This window comes from Chitinophaga sp. S165 (assembly GCF_003182155.1).
Taxonomy (GTDB): Bacteria; Bacteroidota; Bacteroidia; order Chitinophagales; family Chitinophagaceae; genus Chitinophaga.
In genome coordinates this window covers 1,380,289-1,404,635 of sequence record NZ_QGTG01000001.1, presented here as the reverse complement: position 1 = coordinate 1,404,635, position 24,347 = coordinate 1,380,289, and the positions used below count along the sequence as shown (strand labels likewise).

Annotated in this window: 19 protein-coding genes and 1 pseudogene; 17 read left to right on the top strand and 3 right to left on the bottom strand. The window is 44.1% G+C overall.

The genetic code is table 11. The features are described 5' to 3' along the window. The first annotated feature begins 23 nt into the window (after positions 1–23). The 16 genes and pseudogenes from C7475_RS05075 to C7475_RS05000 all read left to right on the top strand — a co-directional run bounded on the left by C7475_RS05075 (position 24) and on the right by C7475_RS05000 (position 19,898). Positions 24–1,151 carry a polysaccharide pyruvyl transferase family protein gene (locus tag C7475_RS05075; protein ID WP_110051776.1) on the top strand — a complete coding sequence of 376 codons (1,128 nt, stop codon included), beginning with the start codon at positions 24–26 and terminating at the stop codon, positions 1,149–1,151. Positions 1,152–1,264: 113 nt separating this feature from the next. Beyond that, positions 1,265–2,311 (top strand): glycosyltransferase, encoded by a 1,047-nt coding sequence (locus C7475_RS05070; RefSeq protein WP_110051773.1) that lies wholly within the window; start codon positions 1,265–1,267, stop codon positions 2,309–2,311. Between the two features lie 338 nt (positions 2,312–2,649). After that, positions 2,650–2,802: pseudogene (locus C7475_RS33500) on the top strand (antibiotic acetyltransferase); the annotation flags it as partial. 23 nt (positions 2,803–2,825) lie between these two features. Then, a complete protein-coding gene (locus tag C7475_RS05060; RefSeq protein ID WP_110051768.1) occupies positions 2,826–4,058 on the top strand; it encodes an O-antigen ligase in 1,233 nt (410 codons plus the stop codon). Beyond that, the gene (locus C7475_RS05055; protein ID WP_146217473.1) at positions 4,045–5,169 is read left to right on the top strand and encodes a glycosyltransferase; all 1,125 of its coding nucleotides are present in this window, start codon (positions 4,045–4,047) and stop codon (positions 5,167–5,169) included. The genes C7475_RS05060 and C7475_RS05055 overlap by 14 nt, the downstream gene beginning before the upstream one ends. 28 nt (positions 5,170–5,197) lie before the next feature. Continuing rightward, entirely contained in the window at positions 5,198–6,190 is a 993-nt protein-coding gene (locus C7475_RS05050; protein WP_110051766.1) for a glycosyltransferase, read from the top strand. Positions 6,191–6,193: 3 nt separating this feature from the next. After that, positions 6,194–8,359, top strand: a complete 2,166-nt coding sequence (locus tag C7475_RS05045; protein WP_110051763.1) for a bi-domain-containing oxidoreductase — start codon at positions 6,194–6,196, stop codon at positions 8,357–8,359. Positions 8,360–8,411: 52 nt separating this feature from the next. Then, positions 8,412–9,530 carry a non-hydrolyzing UDP-N-acetylglucosamine 2-epimerase gene (gene wecB / locus C7475_RS05040; RefSeq protein ID WP_110051761.1) on the top strand — a complete coding sequence of 373 codons (1,119 nt, stop codon included), beginning with the start codon at positions 8,412–8,414 and terminating at the stop codon, positions 9,528–9,530. Further along, positions 9,527–11,422: an alginate lyase family protein gene (locus C7475_RS05035; RefSeq protein ID WP_110051758.1), complete on the top strand. Its 1,896-nt coding sequence runs from the start codon at positions 9,527–9,529 to the stop codon at positions 11,420–11,422. Before wecB ends, C7475_RS05035 begins: the two co-directional genes overlap by 4 nt. Positions 11,423–11,426: 4 nt before the next feature. Continuing rightward, positions 11,427–12,695 carry a glycosyltransferase family 4 protein gene (locus C7475_RS05030; protein WP_110051756.1) on the top strand — a complete coding sequence of 423 codons (1,269 nt, stop codon included), beginning with the start codon at positions 11,427–11,429 and terminating at the stop codon, positions 12,693–12,695. Beyond that, entirely contained in the window at positions 12,679–13,296 is a 618-nt protein-coding gene (locus tag C7475_RS05025; protein WP_110051753.1) for a sugar transferase, read from the top strand. Before C7475_RS05030 ends, C7475_RS05025 begins: the two co-directional genes overlap by 17 nt. A 39-nt stretch (positions 13,297–13,335) precedes the next feature. Continuing rightward, positions 13,336–14,478 (top strand): DegT/DnrJ/EryC1/StrS aminotransferase family protein, encoded by a 1,143-nt coding sequence (locus C7475_RS05020; protein ID WP_110052817.1) that lies wholly within the window; start codon positions 13,336–13,338, stop codon positions 14,476–14,478. Positions 14,479–14,532: 54 nt separating this feature from the next. Continuing rightward, on the top strand, positions 14,533–16,302 hold the full coding sequence (locus C7475_RS05015; protein WP_110051751.1) for a DUF4838 domain-containing protein: 1,770 nt from the start codon (positions 14,533–14,535) through the stop codon (positions 16,300–16,302). Positions 16,303–16,484: 182 nt separating this feature from the next. After that, positions 16,485–18,122, top strand: coding sequence for a gliding motility-associated C-terminal domain-containing protein (locus C7475_RS05010; RefSeq protein ID WP_110051749.1), 1,638 nt, complete (start codon positions 16,485–16,487; stop codon positions 18,120–18,122). A 163-nt stretch (positions 18,123–18,285) separates the two neighbouring features. After that, positions 18,286–19,176, top strand: a complete 891-nt coding sequence (locus C7475_RS05005; protein ID WP_110051747.1) for an FkbM family methyltransferase — start codon at positions 18,286–18,288, stop codon at positions 19,174–19,176. A gap of 104 nt (positions 19,177–19,280) precedes the next feature. Then, positions 19,281–19,898 carry an acetyltransferase gene (locus C7475_RS05000; protein ID WP_233259763.1) on the top strand — a complete coding sequence of 206 codons (618 nt, stop codon included), beginning with the start codon at positions 19,281–19,283 and terminating at the stop codon, positions 19,896–19,898. 106 nt (positions 19,899–20,004) lie between these two features. On the opposite strand, the gene C7475_RS04995 is transcribed toward C7475_RS05000, so the two are convergent. Continuing rightward, the gene (locus C7475_RS04995) at positions 20,005–20,352 is read right to left on the bottom strand and encodes an SWIB/MDM2 domain-containing protein (RefSeq protein ID WP_110051745.1); all 348 of its coding nucleotides are present in this window, start codon (positions 20,350–20,352) and stop codon (positions 20,005–20,007) included. Positions 20,353–20,607: 255 nt separating this feature from the next. On the opposite strand from C7475_RS04995, the gene C7475_RS04990 reads away from it, so the two are divergent. Continuing rightward, the gene (locus C7475_RS04990) at positions 20,608–21,387 is read left to right on the top strand and encodes a ThuA domain-containing protein (protein ID WP_110051742.1); all 780 of its coding nucleotides are present in this window, start codon (positions 20,608–20,610) and stop codon (positions 21,385–21,387) included. Positions 21,388–22,064: 677 nt separating this feature from the next. Here the strand turns inward: C7475_RS04990 and C7475_RS04985 are convergent. Further along, positions 22,065–22,757 carry a response regulator transcription factor gene (locus tag C7475_RS04985; RefSeq protein WP_110051740.1) on the bottom strand — a complete coding sequence of 231 codons (693 nt, stop codon included), beginning with the start codon at positions 22,755–22,757 and terminating at the stop codon, positions 22,065–22,067. 308 nt (positions 22,758–23,065) lie between these two features. Next, entirely contained in the window at positions 23,066–24,346 is a 1,281-nt protein-coding gene (locus tag C7475_RS04980) for a nucleotide sugar dehydrogenase (RefSeq protein WP_110051737.1), read from the bottom strand. Position 24,347 lies beyond the last annotated feature (1 nt).

Genomic DNA, 24,347 nt, shown 5'->3' with positions numbered 1-24,347 from the left:
TGAAAGCCTGTCAATTTAGAGAAATGGAAAAAAGAGTTGTGATCAAAGGTGCGTACGGAGATGCCAATTTTGGAGATGACGCATTGATGTGTACTATAGAGAATTTTTTTGTATCGGAGAAACTTGGAGTAAACACAGTTTTTTGTGGAACGACCAGCGACTATTGCGGAAGATTATTACAGAAGTCTGGCTATGTTGATATCTCCAAGAATAAAATGCCAACGGCGGATGTGTTGATTTATGGAGGTGGAACGCAGTTCTTTTTATTTGATTCCAATAAGGGAAGCTTTTATTTAAAGTTTTTTTTGAGACTGTTAAAGAGCGATCCGAAACTGCTGTTGTTGAAAATGAAAACGAAGCTCTCAGGAAAAAGAATGGTACCGGCAGAAAAGTATATAGGCCTCGGCCTCGGTCTTGGTCCGTTTAATCCGGAAAACGACCGGATAGAATATATAAAGTCCCTCGTTCGGCAAATGGACCTGCTGTTCGTAAGGGATTCAACCTCCCTGTCATATTGCAAAGACTGGGGGTATGATGCAGATGAAGGAGCCGATATCTGTTACTCAAGGTTCATGAATTACGAGAGACCGGTCCGCACAAATGGAACGAGTATTCATGCCAGAGTGAAACGCAAGAAGATAGGTGTTATAGTAAGGGACTGGAAATATGAGAACGGTGGTAATGGCTATCAGAAAGCATTGTTGAAGATGATAGATGAACATCAGAACTCAGACTATGAATTCACGTTTATTATTTTCTCATTGGGCGATATCAACTGGAAGAAACTGCTTACAGAAGGAATGTATCCCTACCTGGAGTGGGACCCATCCAGCGGCCAGATAACGGAGTTCATGGATACGTTGGACGGATTTGACGGTTTTATCACAGCAAGATATCATGGAGGAGTGTTTGCATCTGTATTGAATAAGCCGGCAGTATGCATTGGCATTGATCCTAAACTGAATATACTGGTAGAACAGATAAAAGGCTTCAGACTGTGGGATAAGCCATATAGTGAAGATGATCTGAAACAGGCAATGAAGGTATTCGATAACGACAGCTTCGATTGTTCGGATTCGGTGACCTCATTAAGAAAAAAGGCAGACGCCATGTTTGATTCGCTGGGCAAATATTTACGTGAGCTACGATAGAACAGTGAGGAAACCTGAAATAGACTACAATGATCAAAGTTATAATATAAATGAAAGTTGAGACGTCATACAATTCTGCTCTTATAGTATGCAAGGGTAATCCCTCATTTATTATGCCTGTTTTAAATGTCGTACTGGGGCTTTCAAAGCTTTATGATAGTGTAAAGTTCATTTGCGGAGATATCAGTAAAGACAGTGAAGCTTTTCTTTTGGGAGAATGTAAAAATCTGACAATTGAAAATTTGCAGCTGCAAAGTAAAGGAGGATCCAAGATATTATCAGTTTATCATTTCAGGAAGAAAGTATTTCAGATTATCGATAATACACAGCATGATCTTTTGTGGATCGCTACCGGAGATACGGCAGTCAGCATGGGCAATAAGCTGAGATCCTATCGGTTTGTAATGTGTTTACTGGAGTTGTATGATACTGTGCCGCTTTATAATTTTTTACTGAAACGTCTCTCCCGGTATGCACATAAAATTGTGACAGCGGAATATAACAGGTCGGCGATCCTGAGGGTAAGATGGAATCTGAAACAGACGCCTTATGTCCTGCCTAATAAGCCGTATTTCAAACCGGGTACGGAAAACGGGAACCATAATGCGGTGAATGGCCCGCTCGTCCAGAAAGTAAAGGATGAGATCAGTAAAGGTAAAAAGGTCATTCTTTACCAGGGGATTATTACCAGTTGGCGCCGGTTGGACACAGTAGCGAAGGCAACCCTGGAGGATGATTCTAAGTTTGTATTCCTGATAGTAGGAAAGGACTACGATTATATAGAGACTTTAAAGGGCATCAACCCGAACATCATCCACATTCCTTTCATTGATGCACCGCTGCATCTGGAAATTACCAAGCTGGCGGATATAGGCATTGTGGTGTATGATTTTATTGATCTGAACAATATTTATTGTGCGCCTAATAAGATATGGGAGTACGCAATGTTCTCGAAGCCAATGTTATGTAATGATATACCTGGGTTGAAATATACGGTTGAACATTACAAGGCCGGGCTTTGTACCGATTTCAATTGTGTCGATTCAGTGAAGGATACGCTGGGAAAGATCTTTACCGACTATCCTGAATATTCCGCGAATGCAGAAACATTCTATAACAGTGTTGATCTGGATTCCATTATCAAAAATATTGTAAGATGAGCCTGAAACCAGGTAGACTATATATAATCAATAAGATGATCCGCTCTTTGCCGCCAACGCGCATGTTTGATCTGAAGAGAAAATTGCTGGCGTTTGCAGGAGCTGATCTCGGAACAAATGTCAGAATGATGGGACTAAAGATATTGGGACCATTTGACCTGCATGTAGGCGATAATACATTTATCGGTGAAGATACGTTCCTGGTAGGTGCTATTGACAGCACGATCAGGATTGGGAAAGACTGTGACATTTCTTCAAAGGTTACGCTTGTTACAGGTACGCATGAACTTGATCCGGACGGGGAGAAAATGGCAGGAGAAGGATTTGGCAAGGACATCGTTATAGGTAACGGTGTATGGGTAGGTATAGGCGCTACAATACTGGGCGGCGTTACAATAGGCAACCGGGCTATTATCGGCGCAGGATCTGTTGTAACAAGGGATGTTCCGGACTATAGCGTAGTAGCAGGGAATCCGGCGAAGATTATTAAGAAATACGATAACGTACTGAAGATATGGGAAAAAGCCTGAGTATACGGAGTTTTGTTAAAAATGGAGTGAATGTGATCTTTATCCTGTTCATGCTCCTGAACTTCGCATTGAAGTATGCTCATCTTAGCTTTATTAATGGAGATGTTTTGCTCATACCGGTAATGGTGGGGCTGGTGTTCTTTCTTTTCTTTTTGAAAAGGGAGAAGGTCTTCTCATTGTTTGTGCAATTCCGGCTTTTTACGGCATTGACATTATGCTTTACGGTTTACTTTATTTTTCTCGATCCTGTAAAGGATGAATCATTGGTCTACCTGATATCAAAGGTGCTGTTATTCCTGCTGTTCGCTTTGTTTATGGCCCTCAATACGGATGAGTATAAACAACAGTGCTTAAAGTGGACCGCAGTAGTAATTTTCCTTTCATGTGTGTACGGTACATTTTCACAAACGATCGATTCGGAAACGTTCAGGCTGAGCTTTGGTTTTAAGAACGCAAACAGTGCGGGAACACTCGCCGCTATTGCGTTCGGGATCATTCTGCAGAATAAGTTTTTCAAGCGGTACATTTCTTTACCGATGATGATCTATCTGGGCTACGTGATTTTTATGACGGGATCGAGAGCCGCTCTTGTTGTATTTGTGATAGCGTTATTCTTTTCAGATCTCAGGAAAATGCCGGTATACAAGTATTTGTTGCTGTTGTTACCTGTGCTGTTGCTCTTGCCTTATATCATCCCTTATTTCAGCGATATGAACTCTTCTAACGCTATTGCCAGGATGGTGTCTAGCATTAGCGGAAAGGAGAGTATGTTCTCTAACAGGGACCACGCTTATACCTGGGGTATAAAAACATTCCTGGATGAACTGATGGGAGGACATGGACTGGCGAGGTACGGATGGACCGATCCTAAGTTCAGCAGTGCAAATATCGTGAGTAATCCGCATAATGGTTACCTGGGACTGGGCATTATGATGGGGATACTGTTTGCTGGTATTTTCGTTTTGATGATGTTCTGGAACTATGCCATTTATCTGATTGACTTTTTCAAACATAAAAAGGAAGAAATGCGTACTTATTTCTTCATTGTTACAAGTATTCTGATTGCGGCTTTTGTAGAGTCGTACCTGGTTGGGATCAATGAATTGATGACCAGTCTGTTTTGGTGTTGCCTCGCGAATATTCAGTTTGAGTATTATATAAAGTCGCGTGTCGAACTGCATCAGGCGCAAAAAAGTTTCGCTCATGTCAACCAGTAAAAAGTTCGTTTTCTGGCAGAATATGGTCAGCTTTCACCAGTCCTGCTTCTTGCATTGCCTTTCTCTGAGAGCGCAGGTGGAAGTTACATTGGTGGCAGTTACTGCAATGGACGAGAAGAGGCAGAAGATGGGCTGGAAGGTACCCGATATGGGACGTACGAGGCTTGTGGTAGCGCCGGACGAGGCGACGATCAATGAGATATTGGAAGCTTCAGACAGAGATACGGTGCATATTTTCAGTGGATTTGACAGGGAACCGCATTTTAAAAATGCTTTTTCGTATGTGATAAAACATGGTCTTCATCTGGGAATTATGGCCGAACCATATGACTGGCTGGGACTAAAGGGCAAGCTCAGATATGTTCGCAGTATTTATCAGCGGCAGCAATATGGTAAAAAAATAGACTTTATCCTGGCCATCGGCAATAAGGGAATGGAAGTATACAGCAAGGCCGGATATAAGAGGGAAAAGCTCTTTGAATGGGGCTACTTCGTTCAGGATATGCCGCCTGTTACCGCCGATAAGTACGGTCCTTTCAAAGTGATGTACGCAGGCTCACTGCTGCCGGCAAAAGGCCTGCATACGCTGGTTCAGGCGTGGTCCAGGTTAAAGCGGGAAGATATTGAACTGAACATCGTAGGTGAGGGGCCGGAATATCCTACACTAAAAGGGCTGGCGGAAGAACTGGCTGCACGTAATGTAAGATTTTCCGGGTTTGAAGGTAATGAGAAGATCAGGGCACTGATAGGAGAACATGATCTGTTTGTATTGCCGAGCATATTGAAAGAAGGCTGGGGCGCCGTTGTAAACGAGGCGCTCATACAAGGTACGCCTGTGATCTGTACAGACCATTGCGGGGCGTCGGTGTTGCTAGGAGAGCACAATTACAGTACAGTAATAAAGGCAGGAGATGTGGACAGGCTTGCAGATGAGATAGACGGGCGCATCAGGGCAGGGAAAACAGTGGAAAGTATCCGGACAAAGATCCGCTCATGGTCTGAATGTCTTTCAGGCGAACATGCGGCGGACTATTTCCTGGACATAGTGAAGAGCGTATATCAAGGAGGAACTGTGCCACGGGCGCCATGGAGAAAGAAGATGGAAGCATAGTTTCCCGAGGCATCAAATAGAGACACAAATGATATTATTAGACGCAGTTTTTATTAATAATAGCGGAGGTAAGGTCCTGCTGGATTATCTCGTATCAGAGATCAGTAAGGAAGGACTGGACTGTTTTTATTTATTCGATGACAGGTGCAGTGGACAGTTTGAATTTATTGCAAAAGATCGTAAACACTTTATTAAGGGATCGCTGATAGAGCGGCACCGTTTTTACAGACAACACAGCAAAAAGTTTAAAAAGGTGCTCTGCTTTGGTAATCTGCCGCCAACGATACGACTGGACGCAAAGGTCTTTACTTATTTTCATAATGTCTCTCTTTTCAGTTATCCGGCCAACTATGGGTTTAAAGAGAAGACAATGAAAAGGATCAAAGGGAAACTGATCACTTTCCTGAGCAGGAACACAGATAGCTTTATTGTGCAGACAGATGAAGTGAAAACATTACTGCAACAGCAAGGCATAAAGGCGGGAAAGGTACTGGTAGCACCATTCTACTATGTGGAGGAATGCGATGTATATGAAAGTAGAAAAGAGTCTTTTGTATTCATCAGCAATGGTAATACACATAAGAACCATAAGAACCTGTTGGAGGCATGGAATATTCTGGCAGAAAGAAATATGTTCCCCGAACTGCATCTGACAGTTACGGATAACTATGGTGAGATGATCAACACGATCGATACATATAAAAGCAAAGGTCTGAAAATAGTTAATCACGGGTTCGTAAATGCCTATGATCTGTATAGCCAACATAAGTACCTCGTGTATCCTTCTTTATGTGAAAGTTTCGGATTAGGACTGATCGAAGCAGTGAAATGCGGATGTGATGTTGTGGCATCTGATTTGCCTTATGTTTTCGAAGTGGTTAATCCGACACTTGTATTCGATCCGCTGGATCCGCATTCAATAGCCGATGCGATAGCGAAGGTGCTGACAGGAGATGATCTGCGGGCTACAACGCTCGTAGTTGAAAATAAGATCAGGGAAATTGTAGATTTTTTAAAATAGAATATGAAACAACTAATTCAATCATTCAAGACAGGTGAGACAATACTTGAAGAAGTACCTGCTCCCCAGATAGCGAGGGGACAAGTGCTGATCAGAACAACGAGAAGTCTTGTCTCATTGGGTACTGAAAGAATGTTAGTGGAATTTGGTAAAGCCAACCTTGTACAAAAGGCCAGACAACAACCCGAGAGAGTGAAAGAAGTATTGGACAAGATCAGAACTGAAGGACTGATGCCTACTTTAGACGCTGTATTCAATAAACTGGCGCAACCGCTTCCATTGGGTTATTGTAATGTGGGAAGAGTGATAGGTGTGGGAGAAGGTGTCAGTGAATTTAAAACCGGAGACAGGGTTGCGTCTAACGGGCCGCACGCTGAAATTGTGTGTGTGCCACAGAACCTGGTGGCAGCTATTCCTGCAAATGTCTCTGACGATGAAGCGGCATTTACAGTGATCGGTTCTATAGGACTGCAGGGTATCCGTCTTTGTAATCCTACATTGGGAGAGACCATTGTTGTAATAGGATTGGGACTGATCGGTATGATCACTGCCGAGCTATTGTTAGCGAATGGTTGTAAAGTGATCGGGATTGACCTGGACGTCGAAAAGATCGCATTGGCGAGAAAGAAAGGTATTATAGGTATTAATCCCAGAGAAGGCGCTGACGTGGTTAAATCCGTACTGGATGAAACGCATGGAAAAGGTGCTGATGGCGTGATCATCACTGCATCCGCCAAAACAGATGAGATCATATCACAAGCGGCCAGAATGAGCCGGAAACGGGGAAGGATCATCCTGGTAGGTGTAATAGGACTAAACATCAGCAGGGCAGAGTTCTACGAAAAAGAACTGACGTTCCAGGTCTCCTGTTCTTATGGACCGGGAAGATATGATGAAGACTATGAACAGCGCGGTATTGATTATCCGCTGCCTTATGTGAGATGGACGGAAAAAAGGAATTTCGAAGCCATCCTGCAGTCCATCTCTTCCGGAAAACTGGATGTAGCATCCCTGATATCCGAAAGAGTACCGTTGGATGAATATGATAAAGTATATGGCAGTATTGGACAGAGCCGTTCTATTGCCTCTATTCTTTTGTACAGGGAGAACCCTGATGAACAGAAGGTGATCCGTGTGGCGTCCGCTGCTTCATTTGCAGGAAAGAGAGGTGTATGGGGCATTATCGGCGCCGGTAATTTTACCAAGATGACGATGTTACCTGCGTTGGAAAAGGCCAAAGCGGACATAAAATATATTGCCAGTGCAGGCGGTCTGACCGGAACTGCGCTCGCGAAGAAGCATAAGATTGCGCTTAGTACGACAGATTATCAGGAGATATTAAAAGATAAAGAGACAGATGGGGTAATGATCACGACACGTCATAATACGCACGCCGCGATGGTGCTGAAAGCATTGGCTGCTGGGAAACACGTGTTTGTAGAGAAGCCGCTGGCGTTGAATGAAGATGAACTTGAACAGATTATTGCTGCATATGATGGTTCCGTATCATTGACAGTAGGTTTCAACAGAAGGTTTTCACCTCATGTACAGAAGGTAAAACAGCTCGTCGGTGATACGCAGATGAACGTTATTGCTACCATGAACGCCGGGGCTATTCCGCCGAATGTATGGGTACATGATATGAAAGTAGGTGGTGGCCGTATTGTGGGAGAAGCCTGTCATTTCATTGACCTTATCACTTACCTGACAGGTAGTAAGGTGATCGGTGTTTGTATGAACGCGATGGGCATCAATCCTGCAGAGAATACGGATAACGCTTCGATATTACTGCAATATGAAAACGGGTCGACCGGTGTGATCAACTACTTCTCGAATGGCTCAAAGGCTTATTCCAAAGAGCGGATAGAAGTGTACTCACAGGATAGGACCGCTATTATCGATAATTACAAACAGACCACCGGTTATGGTTTCAAAGGGTTTTCAAAACTGAAGACCACAATGGACAAGGGCCACAAAGGGCAATTCCAGGCGCTGATAAATAGTGTAAGGGATGGAGGTGCGCCTTTGATACCGTTTGATGAAATTGTGAATACAACATACGCCAGCTTTGCTGCTATAAAAAGCCTGCAGCAGGGCGGATGGGTAAGACTGGACCGTGTAAAGGCCGCAGAACCATCCGTAGCTGAGCCCGTGGCTGTACTTCAATAAACAGTAAGTGTGTTTACGTTGCATAACTTTTAATTGAGCTAAACATCAGGGAATGAAAATTACATTAATAGCCGGAGCCAGGCCCAATTTTATGAAGATAGCGCCCATTATTGCCGCGATCCAGGAGAAGCAGCAACAAGGGTATGAAATAAATTACCGGCTGGTACATACAGGTCAGCATTATGATAAGAATATGAGTCAGTCTTTCTTCGAGCAGCTGGGTATACCTGAACCACATGCTAACCTGGAAGCAGGAGGAGGTTCCCAGGCGGAGCAGACAGCGAACATCATGGTACGTTTCGAAAAGGAGCTTACAGAACATCGTTCTGATCTGGTATTGGTAGTAGGCGACGTGACATCCACGCTTGCCTGTTCCATCGTGGCCAAGAAACTGATGGTGAAAGTGGCGCATGTGGAAGCTGGCATCCGTTCCGGCGACATCACGATGCCGGAAGAGATCAACAGGATGGTGACAGATGCGATCACTGACTATTTCTTTACAACATCCGATATCGCCAATACTAACCTGCAACGGGAGGGAAAAACAGATGAACAGATCATCTTTGTCGGCAATACCATGATCGATACCCTGCTGAAGCAGCGGAGCCGCTTTGTAGCTCCCGCGATCTTTGAAAGCGCAGGGCTGAAGCCGCAGCAGTATCTCGTAATGACCTTGCACAGGCCTGCGAATGTGGACGGGGAAAAGAACCTGGCATTGCTGATAAGGGAGATTATGAACAATAGTCACGGACTGCCTGTGATCTTCCCCGTACATCCACGCACCGCGAAAAATCTGGAGAATATAGGAGTATCATATCCGAACCTTCACCTGGTAGAACCACTGGGATATCTTGAGTTTAATTATCTCGTGGAAAATGCAAAAGCGGTGATTACTGATTCGGGCGGTATTACAGAAGAAACTACTGTAATGGGAGTACCCTGTATGACATTGAGAGATTCCACCGAAAGGCCGGAAACATGCACATTGGGTACCAATGAACTGTTAGGTACAGATCCCAGAGCATTACAACCTGCAATGGAGAAATTGTTCAATGGTGAATGGAAAAAGGGAAGCATTCCGCCTTTATGGGATGGACATGCAGCAGAACGTATTATTAAGAAATTAATTGAATTGTTCGCTGTTACACAAAAACACAGCGCTGTGATATGAGCACCTGGAGAATCTTGCAGAAAAGCGTGAAAGTGGCGCATAACATGGGGTGGAAGTATATTGCTTTTCGCTCGGTCTATGAACTGAACAGAAGAACAGGACGTCTTAAAAAACGTTTCCCGGAAGCCCCGGCTATAACAAAATATCTGTCGCTGGAGCGTTGGAAGAACCAGGATGCGAAGTTTTTCTTCAGCAGTAAGGATGAACTGAAAGTACCCAGGCATCCTGATGCCGTCATCGCTGCCCGTTACGAAATGATAAGAGAAGGTAAACTGTCCCTTTTTAACGGAAAGGTAGCTAACCTCGGCTTGGATTATAACTGGATGAAAAATCCGGATAGTGGTTTCGTTTATGAGGCAGATAAACACTGGACGGAAATAAATGATTATTCAAGAGAGGCAGGGGACATCAAATTTGTATGGGAAAAGGCTAGGTTCGCTTACCTGTATGATATCATTCGGTATGACTATCATTTTAATGTAGACTGTTCACCATTTGTGCTGAATGATATCCTTTCCTGGATAAAGGCCAATAAAGTGAATTGTGGTCCTCATTATAAATGCAGTCAGGAGATCAGTCTGCGGATCTTGAACTGGACATTCGCATTACATTACTACCGTAATTCGGAGCACCTGACCGAGGCTGTATTTGAACAGATACAACACGCCATTTACTGGCAACTGCACCATGTTTATGAGAACATCAACTTTTCAAGGATCGCTGTCAGGAATAATCATGCAATTACAGAAACGCTGGCGCTTTACCTCGGAGGACTTTTATACCCGGATTTTCCGGGTGCAAAGACCTGGAAGGAGAACGGCAGAAAGTGGTTCATCCAGGAGATCCTTTACCAGATCTATCCTGATGGGACCTATCTGCAATTTTCAATGAACTATCACCGGGTGGTGATACAGCTTTTAACATGGGCGTTCCGGCTGGCGAAGTTGAACGGAGAAGAGTTCCCTTCGGCTGTTAAAGACAGGGCGCGGAAATCACTAGGGTTCCTGCGATCCTGCATGAACGACAGCGATGGCTGGTTGCCTAATTATGGCGCCAATGACGGCGCGCTTTTTTTTCCGCTCAACAATCAGCAATATCGTGATTACCGGCCGCAGTTACAGGCACTGGCCACTTTACTTGATGTAGATCCTGGATTTCCTGAAACGTACGAGGACGTGTACTGGTATGGACAGATACCGGGAGAGAACAGGCAATTGGCTGCTGAAGGGCAGAACGGCTTGTTTATATACCCTGACGGCGGCTATTACATCTGCAGGGAAGAAGAGACGCTCACGTTCATGCGTTGCGGTAATCATCGCGACAGGCCTTCACAGGCAGATAATCTTCATCTTGATATATGGTATAAAGGTGAGAATGTCCTGATAGATGCGGGTAGCTACAAATACAATACGAACGAGCAGACGCTGAGATATTTCATGGGAACCGCCTCCCATAATACCGTGATGCTGGAAGACTTTGACCAGATGGAAAAAGGTCCGCGTTTTATCTGGTACAATTGGACGCAATGCAGGAATGCGGTGTTGTATGAAAAGAAAGACGAGTATATATGGGAGGGAACCATATCGGCATTTCAGCATGCAGGGACCGATATTATTCACCGGCGTGTGGTGAAAAAGAAAAAGGGACAGCCGTTGTGGAAGGTAGAAGACTACATCATGAATAAACCGGTGCAGATGAGAATGCATCAGTTATGGCATACTACATTACCGGAAGCGATCAACTGGCGGGCAGTGGATGCGGATAAGAAAATCATCAGGGAGGAAGAGCGGCCAGGTGTTTATTCTTCATTGTATGGTTTGAAGGAAGAGAGCCGTGAAATCGTATTTACTACAGACCAGCATGCAATCATCACAGAGATAAGTTTAATATAGAATTATGAAGATCTTATTGATTCATCAGTATTTTTTGGAGGAAGATGATCCGGGAGGCTCCAGGTGGAATGAGATAACGAAGAGCTGGACAGATCAGGGACACAGTGTTACGGTGCTGGCTGGAATGATCCATGCCAATGGATCGGAGAAACGTGCGGAATACAAGAAGAAATATTTTGTGAAGAAACAGCAGGGAAATGTAACGGTGTGGAGATGTCATGTTTCGGAGTCGTACAACCTTAACTTCCTGGGGCGTTTATGGGGTTATTTCTCTTTTATGTTTTCGTCTTTGTGGGCAGGGCTGATGAAAGTAAAAGGTAAATTCGACGTGGTGATTGTTACATCACCGCCACTGTTTGTCGGGTTTTCAGGATATGTATTGTCAAGAGTAAAACGGTCGCCTTTCCTGTTTGAGGTAAGGGACCTGTGGCCGGAATCTGCTATTGATACAGGCGTACTTAAAAATAAGATGATCATTAAGCTGGCTTACTGGTTTGAAAATTTCATTTACAGGAAAGCGTCGCTAATCAATGTACTGACACCGGCATTCTATAATACTTTAAGGGACAAGAAAAATATTCCGGAAGACAAACTGATCTTCATTCCCAATGCGGCAGATTTTTCCTTGTCAGATAATCTGCTGGAAACATTTGACAGGGATGCGTTCCGTAGGGAGCACAGTTTGAACGGGCACTTTGTCATTACATATGTAGGCGCTCATGGCGTAGCGAATCATCTGGAGCAGATACTAAATGCAGGCAAACAGCTGGAGGATACGCCGGTGTTGTTCCTGCTGATAGGTCAGGGAATGGAAAAGAAACGCCTGCAGCAGCTGGCCCTGGATATGAAAGTGACAAACGTACGTTTCCTTGACTCTGTACCTAAACAGGAAGTATTCAAATACATACTGGCATCAGAAATGGGCGCATCCGTGCTTAAAAGGGTAGATACCTTCAAAACAGTTTACTCCAACAAAACGTTTGATTATATGGCTTGTAAAAAGCCGATCCTGATGGCGATCGACGGCGTGTCCCGTGAGCTGGTGGAAACTGCGGGGGCGGGCTGTTATGTTGAGCCGGAAAATACTGCCGAATACAATCGTATCATACGGGAATACCTGGTAGCGCCTGAAAGATTGGTGAAAGAAGGGGAGAGCGGGTTTGCCTACGCAAAGCAGAACTTTGACAGGCAGGTGCTGGCATTGCGGTACGTTGATTTTATACAACAGAAAGTATTAAAAAACGGTAGTCTGAAAAATGCAGTTGTACAGTAATATCATCAAGCCTTTACTGGACAGTTTAGTGGCGCTGGTCGCGTTGCTGCTGTTATCGCCAATATTTATATTCTTAATCATATTCCTGTATTGGGCCAATGACGGAAAACCATTCTTTCGTCAGCCCAGGCCGGGAAAGAACGGACGTGTATTCCGGGTGATCAAGTTTAAGACGATGAATGATAAGCGGGGTAGCGACGGACAATTATTACCGGACGAAGCCAGGCTGACCCCGGTAGGGAAGTTTGTGAGGAAGACCTCCCTGGATGAGATTCCCCAGTTATTGAACGTGTTAAAGGGCGATATGAGCCTGGTGGGGCCCCGTCCTTTATTGGTAGAGTATTTGCCATTGTATAACGAGGAGCAGCGGAAACGTCATGATGTACGGCCGGGTATTACTGGTTGGGCGCAGGTAAATGGCAGGAATGCCATCAGCTGGGGACAGAAGTTTGCGTATGACGTATGGTATGTAGATAATATCAGTTTTCTCCTGGACCTGAAAATATTGTGGATGACGGTATTGAAGGTGATACAATCCGAAGGGGTAAATTCGGCATCTTCAGCGACGATGGAAAGGTTTACAGGAAACGATGCGTATTAAGTTATGGCTAACGATATTAAAACTTTAAATAGTAAAAGTGTGAATACAAAAATATGGTTGTCGTCTCCTCATATGGGCAGTAAGGAACTGACGTACGTGCAGGAAGCTTTTGAAACGAATTGGATTGCCCCTTTAGGGCCTCATGTGGACGGTTTCGAGCGTGACCTGGCACTTTATACAGGTGCAGGGCATGTGGCCGCTCTATCGTCTGGAACAGCGGCATTACACCTGGCGCTTATTTTATTGGGTGTTGAAAGAGGCGACGAGGTGATCTGCCAGAGTATGACATTTTCAGCGTCAGCCAATCCTATTGCGTACCAGGGGGCTGTACCAGTATTTGTGGATAGTGAGGAAGATACCTGGAATATGGACCCTGCACTGCTGGAAGAAGCTATTAAAGACAGGTTGGCTAAGGGAAAAAAGCCGAAAGCGATCATTCCGGTACATTTATACGGTATGCCGGCAAAGATGGATGAAATACTAGCCATTGCAGCGACATATGACATTCCCGTTGTTGAAGACGCAGCGGAAGCATTGGGCTCTTTTTACAAGGATAAGGCATGTGGTACGTTCGGACAATTGGGTATACTCAGTTTTAACGGCAATAAGATCATCACAACGAGCGGCGGCGGTGCGCTTGTTGGCAATGATGAAAGCCTCATAAAGAAGGCGCGTTTTCTGGCGACACAAGCCAGAGATGCAGCGCCGCATTATCAGCATAGTCACGTAGGGTATAATTACCGGATGAGTAATGTATGTGCAGGTATAGGACGGGGACAGATGGAAGTGCTGAATGAGCGTGTGCAGCAGAGGAGAAATAACTATGAATATTATTTTAATCAGCTGAATGAACTTCCGGGCATTTCTTTTGTCAAAGAACCGGAAGGATATTATTCCAACAGGTGGTTGACCACTATATTGATCAATCCAGCGGAAAGTAACGGCGTTACAAGAGAAGAAATAAGAATAGCGTTAGAAAAAGAGAATATAGAGTCAAGACCATTGTGGAAGCCTATGCATATGCAACCGGTTTTTGAAGGAACCCCTTCGTATACAAATGGCGTGTCAGAGAAATTATTTGACGAAGGACTTTGTTTACCAAGCGGATCGAACCTGACAAAACATGATCTGGACAGGGTAGTAAATGTATTCAATGAAATAATGCAGCCACAGAAGGTGTAACAGGAAGGTGCCGCAATAAGTAAAAATGTGGTTGTACAAAAATCACTGAAGGTTATGAGAAAGACATTTTTATTACTGGCAGTATTATCGGGCGTTTTTATCAGCAAGGTACAGGCTATTGTGATCATCAAAAACAAGGTCGCGGTATCCGGGATCGTTATAGCAAAGGATGCAAGTGCGCAGGTACAGGCAGCGGTAAAGACATTGCAGTTATATCTGCAGAAAAGCACCGGTGTTACCGTACCTGTCAGTAATCAAAAACAGGGAACATCGAACCTGTATGTTGGTAAAGGTGCATACAGCGGCATCGGAAATGTTTCGCTGGATGAAGATGGATTTCTCTTACAGACAATTGATGCCAATAATTTCGTGATCCTCGGGGGAAGCGACTGGGGAACGGAATTCGGGGTCTATGATTTCCTGGAAAGATTTGTAGGGGTGAGGTGGTTACTGCCTACAGACCTGGGAACAGTAATACCGAAACTGAGCACGCTGGAAATACCTTCTGTTAAGATTGTCGAAAACCCTGTCTTTCTATCACGCACATTATCTCCTATCGTTATAGAGAAGAATACGACCCCTTTAAATCAATGGGGAAGGGTGAACAGGCTGAGAGGCCGTGTGGAGGTGTCTCACAATCTTAAGAACCTGTTCCCGCCTGCCAAATATACCCGGTCAAATCCTGAATTCTATCCGATGGTAAAAGGAAAAAAGCTTTTGCCTAAAGATAATAATGATCAGGCCTGGCAGCCTGATTTCGGTGCAGCTGGTATTGCAGATGCGGCATCAAAGGAAATCGTGAACTGGTTTGACAGGAATAAGAGTGTAACGAATTTTTCTTTGGGCATCAATGATTCCGGCAACTTCAATGAACCGGCTGCCAACACTACCAATGCCAGGAGTATGGCGCAGAAGAACGTAATGGGATTTGCCAACGCGTCTGACCAGTATTATTCCTGGGCCAATAATGTGATCAGTAAAGTAAGAAAGGTATATCCCGGCAAGAAATATACAGTGCTCGCGTATACTTCTGTAGCGGAACCTCCGTCAGACAAAAAGGTAGATAAAGATATTATTCCGTTTATCGCCTTTGAAAGAATGCGTTGGGGGAATGACGGATTGAAGAAAACTGATCAGGGGTTAACGCAGCGTTGGGAACAGGCTGCACAGACACTGGGATGGTATGATTATGTCTATGGCAATACTTATCTGGTGCCACGGGTTTGGTTCCATTCCATGAAAGAATACTTAAGCTGGGGCAATGACCATAAAGTGAAATATTATTATGGTGAGCTGTATCCTAACTGGGGGGAAGGGCCTAAAGCCTGGGTATTGGCAAAATTGTTATGGAACCCTAACCAGGATGTGGACGCCTTGCTGAATGATTGGTATACCAATGCCGCTGGTAAACAGGGAGGAGCAAAGTTGAAGGCTTTTTATGCGATATGGGAGAAGTTCTGGTCGCAGGACATATTTGCCAATAATGGCAATTCTGATACACGCAGCAGGGTCACATTTTTTAATCCGTCTTATCTGGCATCTGTACCGGATGATTATCTGACGCAGTCCGATAAACTGATCGGTGATGCTTACAAGTTGGCGGAAACTGAACAACAAAAAGCACTGGTGTCCAAGTTAACCCAGATGTGGACAGTATATAAAACATCAGTGGTATCATATAAAAAATACCAGAAAGGTGGCAGGAACTCTCCGGAAGGAAGAGAAAGATTGAAATTACTGCAATCACTGAAGACCGACCTCATTTATTCACTACCCGCAAATGCAATACTTAGCCGGGCCACTGTGGCAGGTAAGGACTGGTGAGTCCGCTAATATATTGAAGCTGCTATATTCACGTATGTTTATTTTTTAGATATTTCTTGTCTCAAACCACTATTTATATAGTGGTTTTTGTATATTTGATTGCGAAAATCGAATTTACTATTCCTGATGAATGACCCTTACAACCCAGGTTGTAAGTAGTTGGTAACCTATCCTATGATCCTATGAAAATCATTGTCCGTCTATCCCGGCAATGGAATACCGTGCGCGCAAGCCGCCGACCATTCTTTGTTGGAGAAAAACCATTAACCTGTACCGGTCTGAAGTTTTTCTATTGTTTATTGGTATCTGGTATGTTGGCAGTTAATGCTGCCGGCCAGGATATTCCGCTTGTCAATCCTTCACTGGAAGATGAGCCAAAGGATAACAAAGCGCCTGCAGGCTGGGTCATTGCCGGCGAGACGCCCGATGTTCAACCCGGTATGTATAAGGTGAACGTACCGCCTACTAATGGAAGATCTTACGTAGGACTACATAGTGGAGCGGGATACCTGGAGGGCATCGCGCAGGAACTGACCAGCGAAATGCGGGAAGGGAGATCTTATATGCTTTCATTTGATCTTGCCTATTATGCTGACTACGTGTATAGAGGCTGTTACGGGCACGTTTCCATTTATGGAGGTAACAGTCCCGGAGATACGGCTGAACTGTTATGGAACTCAGGTGCGTTCTATCATACCGACTGGCAACGTTATTCCGCTAATATTAATCCGTCGGGAAACTATAAATACCTGTCCGTTTATACGACGGTACTACCGATGCAGTGTAACAGTGCATATGGGTCGGTGGCATTGATCGATAATTTGTCGCCCGAGCTGAAGCAGGTGCCACAGATCAGTATTGCTGCTACAAGCACCTGCAAGGGAAGAAATACCGGAAATATTACGGTCAAGGTGCTGTCCGGAACAGGCCCTTTTACATATGAGTGGTTTCCCGGCGGTGAAACAACCAGCCATTTGTCTGATCTGCCTGCGGGTGAATATAAAGTTCAGGTAACAGCAAAAAATGGCTTGAAGATCTCCGGAAAAATTGACATACAGGAATCCGATCTGTCAAGTTCTTACTTCGTAACAGGCGGACTGTGCAATGGTGAAGATGAGAATAGTGTGCGAATAAATACAACCGGGGGGCAGCCACCTTACCGTTATTTCTTCAACGGATCCGATAATAGCGTTAGTTCGCCTGAGTTTGTTCATCTGCCTTCCGGTAATTATTATGTGAAAGTCGAGGACGAAAGTGGTTGTTATAACATGCTCGATGACATCACCGTTAGTGATCCGCCCAGGTTGGAACTGCAAAGTGTTGTAACAAAAAATACAAGCTGTAGCAGTGTGCATGACGGGCAGATAATTCTGACGCCAGTGGGAGGGACGCCTCCTTACCAATATAGTCTTCCTACAAAACATATCGTACAATCGGACAGTATATTTAAGCGGCTTGATGAAGGCCGGTATGATTACAGCGTATCTGACAGTCACGGGTGTATTGTGGAAGGGCTTGCAGATATTGATATGGAGTTACGTGATTGTGCAGTATATATTCCCACTGCTTTTAGTCCGAACAGGGATGGTGTCAATGATGTGTTCCGGGTGAGGGTAAATGATGCTGTGACTGCTTTCAGATTAGCTGTTTATGGAAGATGGGGGAATCTGTTTTTTGAGACGAACAATCCGGATGAAGGATGGAATGGCACGCAGAAAGGGATTGATCTGCCTGCAGGCAGTTATCTCTGGCTGCTAACGTACAATAATAGTAAAGGGCAGCCGGTAAAACAACAGGGAACACTTGTGTTGGTGCGATAAAAAATTATCAGTAATGTTTATACGGGATAAAAGAACTTTCTGTCGGAAAATATGTTGTAGATTAATTAAACAGGAAGTAGTTTTTAGGACGGGCAGGAGGAGTTTAGCACGATCGTAGAAAAACAGGTACACCAAATATTCATGTGAACTTAATTGCGGAATTATGCCAAACATGAGCATTCTGACTACGTTAAAATATCTGACGAATCATCCGTTATGTACTGATCATAAACTCCGGACCCTGTTACGTTTCATAGGCTGGCAGATCACTACGCGGATCATGCCTTATCCGGTTATTTATCAGTTTACGGCAAAATCGAAACTCATCGTACAGAAAGGAATGTATGGTGCTACCGGAAATTTATATTGTGGGCTGCACGAGTTCCATGATATGGGCTTCTTACTTCATTTACTACGGGCAGGCGATCTTTTTGTGGATGCAGGCGCTAATATCGGAGGGTATACTATATTGGCGTCGGCAGACAAAGAAGCAAACACCATTGCTATTGAACCCGGTTCTTCTGCCTATACGAACCTGATGACAAATGTCCGCATCAACGATATCGGCAGCAGAGTACATGCGTTAAATATTGCTTTAGGGGCCACTACGGGAGTGGTTGATTTTACGATCTCTCTGGATACTACTAATCACGTGGTAGTTGAAAATGAAGCTACGGATACGGTCAAGGTCAATATGGACACACTTGACAATATACTGGAAAAGCAGTCGCCGATATTGCTGAAAATTGACGTGGAGGGCTTTGAAACAGAGGTATTAAAGGGAGCAAAAAAAACACTTCAGAATCAAAACCTGAAGGCGATTATTATCGAATTGAATGGTTTGAGTGAACGGTATGGTATTGAGAACAGAAAAAATCATGACGCGCTTTTGGAATATGGTTTCATGCCGTATTCTTATAATCCTTTGAATAAAGAACTGATCAAATGCGAGGCGTTGGGCCGGAGCAATACAATCTATATCAGGGATGTGGATTTTGTGAAAGAGCGTTTAAATACTGCTGATAAAGTACATCTGCGGAACCAGGTTATCTGAGATGGCACTTTAATTGCTAAGACAGACTGTTTAAATATTATTCAATATATTTAAACAGTCTGCCTTTTTTTATGAAGGGCAGGTCCATAAAAACAGCGATTGGCATGGATAACCCAAAAATATTTATTTGTGGCGCCGGCGGTCATGCAAAAGTGGTCCTCGAAATACTGGAGGTGCTTAAGTATAACTGTGCAGGCATATTTGACGATAATCCGGATCTGAAAGAGTTATTGGGATATCCGGTGTTGGGCAGGTGGGACCCTGCACGGGTAACTGATGCAGCAAAAATTATCCTGGCTATTGGTAATAACGCGGTACGCAAAAAGCTGGCAGAAACAATGAACTGCCAATGGGGGAATGCCATTCATCCTTCAGCAAATATTTCAACGCGGTGTTCCATTGACATGGGGACCGTTGTAATGGCCGGAGTGAGTGTTAATAGTTGTGTAAGCATTGGCCGGCATGCCATCATCAATACGAATGCCTCGGTTGATCATGACTGCAAACTGGCAAACTATGTTCATATTTCTCCTAATGCAGCCTTAGCTGGTAATGTTACTGTGGGAGAGGGAACGCACATCGGGATAGGATCTTCCATAAAACAGGGCGTAAAAATCGGGAGCTGGTCGGTGATAGGAGCGGGAACTGTGGTAACGGGAGACGTACCTGATAATGTAGTGATAGTAGGAAATCCTGGTAGAATTCTGAAAGAGATCGAATAACAATAACCATAAAAGGGTAGTTATGGGTTGTCGCCTACATTGATAGTAAGCAACAACCCATAATACAACAAGGTACCCTCGTATTAGTAAGATAAGGGGTTGACAATTATTTCACGTGTTGATTCATTTCTTTGGCCAGTTCAAACATTGAGATCTGAGACTTGCCGTTGAAAACCTTTTTCAGTTTGTCATCAGCATTGATCATGCGTTTGTTCTGGCTATCCTGCAAATTATGCTCTTTAATATAATCCCAGATCTTTTTAGTGATCTCGGTTCTTGGCAACGGATCGCTACCAATAACAGCTGCTAATTCCGGACTTGGGGTCAATGGGGCTTTCAGGCCCTTACCGCCAGTTTCTTTGGCTGGTTTCTTAGCCGCAGATTCTTTAGCCGGAGCTGTTTTAGTAGTACTTTTAGTTGCTTCTTTTGCTGTTGTTTGTTTTGAATTAGGCATTGTAGACCTTTTTGATGATTATAATAAGCAAGGCACCCCAAATACTATGCCCCGTTTAGCAGATCTAAGTTTTTGATATAGAAAGTGATAGATTAATTTTAAAAGGAGGATCATACGGCGGTTACAGGTGCTGGCACAACCAGGGAATTCATTACCCGGAAAATGTAATTGTAAACATGCAGAAAGCCAGGCCAGGCTATAGTATTATTGCAGGGATGTGTTATTTTGTAAGGATCACTTATCATCATAATAATCATGTTGCAACTTATTTTCAGGAAGATCGTTTTCTTCATTCCCGTTATGGCAGGCCTTTGTTCCTTACTGGCTATGCAACCCGTTAAGCCTCGTTTCCGCGTACTGGCGCTGGCAGAGAACGGAGGACATCACATCGCTTATTCGAAGACGGCAAAAGTATGGCTGGACAAACTGGCGGCCGACAGTGGATTTGTTATTGACTACATCGATAACACAGACAAAATAGACAGTACTTTTCTGGCCCAATACCAGTTATTCATTCAGTTGGATTATCCGCCGTATGCCTGGAAAGAGAATGCCGTAAAGGCATTTGAGCAGTATGTATCCGAAGGGAGAGGAGGCTGGATCGGATTCCATCATGCCACTTTGTTAGGTGAGTTTGACGGATATGGTTTGTGGCCCTGGTTCTACGACTTTATGGGGAAGATCCGTTTCAAGGACTACATCGCCAAATTTGCAGCAGGCGACGTACATGTGGAAGACACTAAACATCCTGTATTCAAGGGCGTGCCTGCTGTTTTTAATATAAAAACGGAAGAGTGGTATACGTATGACAGGAGCCCCCGACCCGCCGTACATGTACTGGCGAACGTTGATGAGAATTCCTATAAACCTGCGTCTGACAAGAAAATGGGAGATCATCCTGTAATCTGGACCAATCCTGCCTATAAGGCTCGCAATATCTATATTTTCATGGGCCATTCTCCGGACCTGTTTGAGAACACGGCATATCTGACTTTGTTTCGCAATGCAATTTTCTGGGCTGTAGGAAAGCCGTAGGACGGTTAAGGATAAGATCATCTGCAAGAAATAGAAATAGCCGGAAGAAGCAACCATACCGCAGTTTGGCCGATATGTAACACTTCATAACTACAGATTGGCGCTGTCTTGTGTCAGGATATTGTAAGTTTTTACGTTTTTCCGGACATTGTTTACGTAAAAGCGATCATTTTCAAAGTCTGAAAAATCAAACTAAAAATGTATTGACTGTTGTTCGGACTACTGGCTCGCTAAATCGGATAAAGGCAAAATATGCTGTGAATCTGGCAAAAAAACATCATGCGTAAATATGCAACCGGTTACTTCGTGTTTATACTATCCAACAAACGTGTCACCTCGTATTACAAAGATGATGCAAGAATAAATTTTCGTTAACCAAGGATTAACAACTTTCTAATTAACAAAGTCTTAATATTGCATTAACAATCCTTGTAAGGGTAGCCCCAGTTACCAAATCGGATTCGGTAACTGGGGTTAACAAACAATGGATGAAAGACCGGCTTTCCATTCATGGTTGGCCGTTTTTTTTTGAACTTAATTTTCCTCTGCATAAAAAGAGCGTTCACATGAACGCTCTTTTATTTTTCTGTTATGTAATATGCTGTGTGGCAGGCATAAGAAGGCCTCCGGTAATGTTTCCGGTGTATCCCAGCTGTTTTAGCCCGAAATACGGTCGTTTACCTGCTCATCGTACCGCCATACCCAATAGCAAATTTTACAAGGGCATTCGGGCCTGAGAGTTGTAGTTTCTTGGTGATGTTATGCCGGTGATTATCGACCGTGCGTACACTAATGCATTTGAAAGAAGCAATGTCCCTGCTGCTCATCCCCCTGGCGATCATATCCAGGATCTTTGCTTCTGTCTTACTCAACCGCTCATTGATAACGGTACCCCGTCCGTCCGCATGGATAGGATGTATGATAGCCGTTTTATTGGCAGCTAAAGTTTCCCGGATGTGATGATACCTGTTCAGGCGGGACTGAATGCTTTTCAGTAATTCTTCACCGCTGAACGGATAGACGAGGTAATCGTCCGCACCCAGGTTCATGCCTTTTCTGACATTAGGTGTAACACTTAACCGGTTGAAAAGGATAAAAGGAAGATGTTTTAAAGAAGGATCATCTCGAAGGGTGATCAGGAACTGATAGCCGGAGGTATCGGCCACTAATACATCGCACATGATCAGATCTGGTTGCTGCCTGTGAGCTAACTGGACACCTTCTGCAATGGTGTTGGCCGTAATTACTTCATACATTGGCATTAACTGCTGACGGAACTTGCGTAAAATCGCTGCATCTCCTGTTACCAACAGGATTTTCGACAGGGGGGCCTCATGTGTACCAGAGGCTACTGGATAAGGTGTATTCATGGTACATGGTTTATCCCCTAAGATCAGCGTTCAGGCTGGCCTCGGGAATCTTTATTAGGTTAATGACTCGTCTTCTAATGGTTAAAAATTGGCTTGCTTTTTAAGCCTTGCATGATAAGGTCGATAGTAATAATAACAATCTGTGTGTGGCTTTGGAAGAAAGATATGGGATTTTTGGACTTTTATATAAAAGCAAACTGACGTAAGTAAAGTTAAGGAATCTTTTTATAACTAATTGATTCAGTACATAAAAAAAGGCAATATTTAATAATATCGCCTTTTTTTATTGTACATGGACTGCGGCAGTATTACAACCGGCCATCTACCAGATCCCGGTCTATACACGCTTTGGTATCGAAAATGACTGCGTTGTTCCGCGCATGTTTATTAAAATTAAAGCCGAGAAATTCGCGGTGTGCAACAGCGATAACAATACCGTCATATACCTCGTTGCCATTCAGGCTGTTAATGATATGCAGCCCATATTCCTGCTTCACTTCCTCCGCATCGGCCCAGGGGTCGTATATAGTAATATCGAGGCCATATTGCTTCAGCTCGTGGTAGATATCGACTACCCTTGTATTACGTACGTCAGGACAGTTTTCCTTGAACGTAATACCCATAATAAGGGCTTTGGCGCCTTTGATCTTGTGGTCTTTTTCAATCATCAGTTTGACGATCTTATTCGCCACGAAATACCCCATCTGGTCATTGACCCTTCTACCGGACAAGATCACCTGTGGATGGTACCCCAGGGCTTCTGCCTTATGCGCCAGATAATAAGGGTCCACACCTATACAGTGCCCGCCTACCAGGCCGGGTTTATATCGCAGGAAATTCCATTTGGTGGCGGCTGCTTCTATTACGTCATTGGTATCAATACCAATGCGGTCGAAGATCAGCGCCAACTCGTTCACGAAAGATATGTTGATATCACGCTGGGCGTTCTCAATTGCTTTAGAGGCTTCCGCCACCTTGATGCTGGGTGCTTTATGTGTACCTGCAGTAATGATGGATGCATACAACTTATCAATACTTGTGGCTATTGCCGGTGTAGAACCGCTTGTTACTTTTTTGATCTTGGTCAATGTATTGACTTTATCTCCTGGATTGATACGTTCGGGAGAATAGCCCACGAAGAAATCTTCGTTATAACGCAAACCGGACGACTTTTCCAGCACAGGAACACAATCTTCTTCGGTACAGCCGGGATAGACAGTGGACTCGTATATTACGATATCGCCTGCTTTCAGGATGCTGCCCAGCATTGTTGAAGCAGCCAGCAGAAAGGTCAGGTCGGGCGATTTAAACTCGTCTATGGGAGTAGGAACGGTAACGATGAATATCTGATGTGCTTTCAACTCATCCTTATCAGAGGAGAACCGCAAGCCGGTTGTAGCATGTGATTGTTTCCCTTGTTCAATTACGGCCTTTAGGTCTTCTATATTCGCTTCACGGGTTTTATCCTGGCCATTTGCGAGTTCGTGTACACGGGCTTCATTAATATCAAATCCCAGCACATCGTATTGTTTGGCAAACTCGATGGCCAAAGGAAGGCCAACGTAGCCCAAACCGATCACTGCTATCATG